Genomic DNA, 2,826 nt, shown 5'->3' on the forward strand with positions numbered 1-2,826 from the left:
CGAGCTTGACGGAGTGGTAGTCGCGTCCCTCCCGCGAGGTCTTCTTCCATGCCGCCCCGAACTCGGTGGCGCCGGCGAAGATGCGGAAGGCCGGACCCTTTTCATTGTCGCCTTCGGCCGGGGTGAACGACACTGTCTTGACGTTGAGGTTGAGTGTCTTGACCGAGCCGGAGAAGCCGTTCGCGATGCGGGAGAAAGTGCCGATCGTAGCCATTTGGTGGTTCCTTCTGTTTTTCTCGGGCCGCGCGTATCGCGGCCTCGATGGTGGTCGTGAGACCGGGGACGATCGGGCCGCACCCACCGGGGTCCCCGTTGCGCCTGCGCAATGGGGTGGTCCTTAGGGGCTGAAACGAAGTGGAAGACGGCGACGCGAGGCTTTCTTGGATCGCGAGGAATGGACGCGCAGCGGCCAGGGGAAGAAAACGCAGCGACGTCGTTGCGGGAAGACGATCGAGACTGAGTGCAGCGAAGGCGGTCTTCGGTCGGACCCAATCCATTCGAGAACGCCGTGGGCGTGGCTTAGAACGAACCGACGAGAGGAAACGCCACGATGGCTACGATCGGTCATGGCCACTATCGTCCCGCGCCGAAACGCTTCGACGCTTCGGTCAAAAAACGTCATCTCAAGCGCCAAGACACTGTCGGTCACGACTCCAACAGGTGACGAAGGGACGTCCGATTTCCCTGATCTTTGGGCTGAACCGCCATCGCATTCGGGGCGGCTCCGAAGGCGACCGATTGATTGCTGAGGGCACCGGCTTCCAAGCCGCCAAGCAGCGCGAAGATTTCGTGTGCCCAGTCGACTCAAGTGGGGGCCAATTGATATCGGACACGAAGACGATTTCATCACCCCGATCCTACGTAGCATTGCCGAATGATCCCACTAAGCTGACGCCGAGGGTCGCCGGCGCCGGCGCCGGCATCTTCACGGCATACGCGCTACTTCAAAGCCTCACTGAGAAGGTTGGCCAGCCGGGCTGCGGTCTTGCGCACCGAGCAACCTGCGATATCGGTTGAACGGCAGGACGAGGCAGCAGATGCCAGATCGGCGGACGTTTCTGAGCCGGAGACGAAACCCGCTCAGCCTGACACGATCGAGGAGGCCGAGGCCTTCAACATCGCCGCCGAGTGGCCCGCCTTTCGAGAATTTTCGGCCCCCCCCTTGGGGGGCCCCGGACACCTCGATAGCACGAAGTTTTGCGAGCGGTGGAAACCCAGAACGTACCCGATACGAACGTCTCCTCGGCGTGCCGACGCCCAGCCATCTGGTGCGATACCCTCCATGAGGTGCCTTGTGCTTAGGCGTCCCTTTCCGGCAATGCCTCGCCGTGCGCGAGGGCGTCAAAGGAAGAACGGCGTATAAACCGCAGTCCTGCGCGCGTCCGCAACAGCGGACGATTGTCGCGCGCAGGGCGGAGGAAATTCGCCCCCGCCGCGGACGGTGAACGGGACAGCCGCAGGAGCGTCAGCATAGCGCCGTCCGCAGGACGGGACGCGGGACCGACTGTCCCCGTCCGCGGCGGTCCGCATTTTTTTGCGTCAGGATGGAAGCCGACCGGCCGAGATAGCGCGATTCCAGTTCTCGACTAGTCCGGCGGCTGGATCGGCGACGACGCTCTGACTTCGGCGACCAAAGGCATTGTCGCCGCGCGACTTGTTTTGTTCAGCCGCAGCAGCGAAGCCAGAACTGGTGGTTCGATGAGTTGGGGGAAAGGCGGTAGCGCTCTACCGGCCCGAACCCCACAACCGGTACTTGATCAAATTTGCGCCAATGCGGATCCAGACATGCCAACTCCCTTCATAAGAGCGTGCAATTCGGCGGGAGGCGCAAGACAGAAAATTCGAAAAGCTTCCAAGAATCCAGGCAACCTGAATATAATGCACGGTCGGGATAATCCTTGCCGTTACATCCAAGCGCTGGTCGCTCATTTAGCCCTGCTCAGGCGGTTCGACTGTATGTTTACCCTAGCAGCCACGTCGCCAGAGGCCAAAGTTAAGCGCCGCTCTTGTACTAAGCGCGGATGTATGGTGCCAGTCGCTTGTGCTCCGAACGCACTGCTTGCGAGGGGCCGCCTGGGTCATTCGAACCTGTCCAGCTCCTTCACGCGGGCCGGCATCGTCCACACGCCACGTTTGGAGGGCGTGAGGCCGCAACGTATCAGAGTCTGCGCAAGGCCGACCGAGACGCCTACTCCATCCACAACGATGAATATCGTGCTTGCGCTGGAGGGCGGATGCAAACTCGGCCATGCCAGCGCAACCCAGTGCAACGCCTTCCGCTCCCAGCCTGATGCCTTCGCGTATGAGTTCCGAAATTCGTTCGGACGCGCCACTCTCAGGTCTTTCCAGATCAAGGACGGGGATGTCGGAGGCAAGCACCCGTCGGCAGCGATGGGAGAAGCCGTACCGCCGAATGTTGTCTTCAATGATTGGCACAGAACGTGACAGAGTGGTCACGACACAGAAGCTGTGAGCGACAAGGCTGACGGCATGAAGCGAAGCCTCGCCTATGCCGATGACGGGCTTGGTAGCGATTGCCCTTGCAGCGTCGAGACCCGTATCGTCGAAGCAAGCTATGATATGGGCGTCGACATTGTCCGCTGCCGCAACCACCTGCTTGAGCAGGCCGGCACAGCGAGTGCGCCATCAAATGGCCCTTCGATCGCTTCAGGTCCAGCCGTTGGCTGCATGCCCACTATCTTCGTCCCCGGACCCGGCGGGCCCCCCGGGGGGGGGGCCGCGCCCCCCGGGGGGGGGGGGGGGGGGGTTTGTGTGTTTTGGGGGGGTGGGATAGAGGGGGGGGCCGGGCGCAGTAGACGGGGTGGA

The 2,826-nt window shown here is 62.1% G+C and carries 2 protein-coding genes; both read right to left on the bottom strand.

Annotated elements, in window-relative coordinates:
• Positions 1-214 (bottom strand): DUF736 domain-containing protein (locus NKJ32_RS35265; RefSeq protein ID WP_352830554.1); only part of this gene is annotated, 214 nt, incomplete at its 3' end.
• 1,751 nt (positions 215-1,965) lie between these two features.
• On the bottom strand, positions 1,966-2,613 hold the full coding sequence (locus NKJ32_RS35270) for an aspartate/glutamate racemase family protein (protein ID WP_352596301.1): 648 nt from the start codon (positions 2,611-2,613) through the stop codon (positions 1,966-1,968).
• Between the last annotated feature and the right edge of the window lie 213 nt (positions 2,614-2,826).

It is taken from the genome of Mesorhizobium sp. M0159 (genome assembly GCF_040322295.1).
GTDB lineage: Bacteria > Pseudomonadota > Alphaproteobacteria > Rhizobiales > Rhizobiaceae > Mesorhizobium.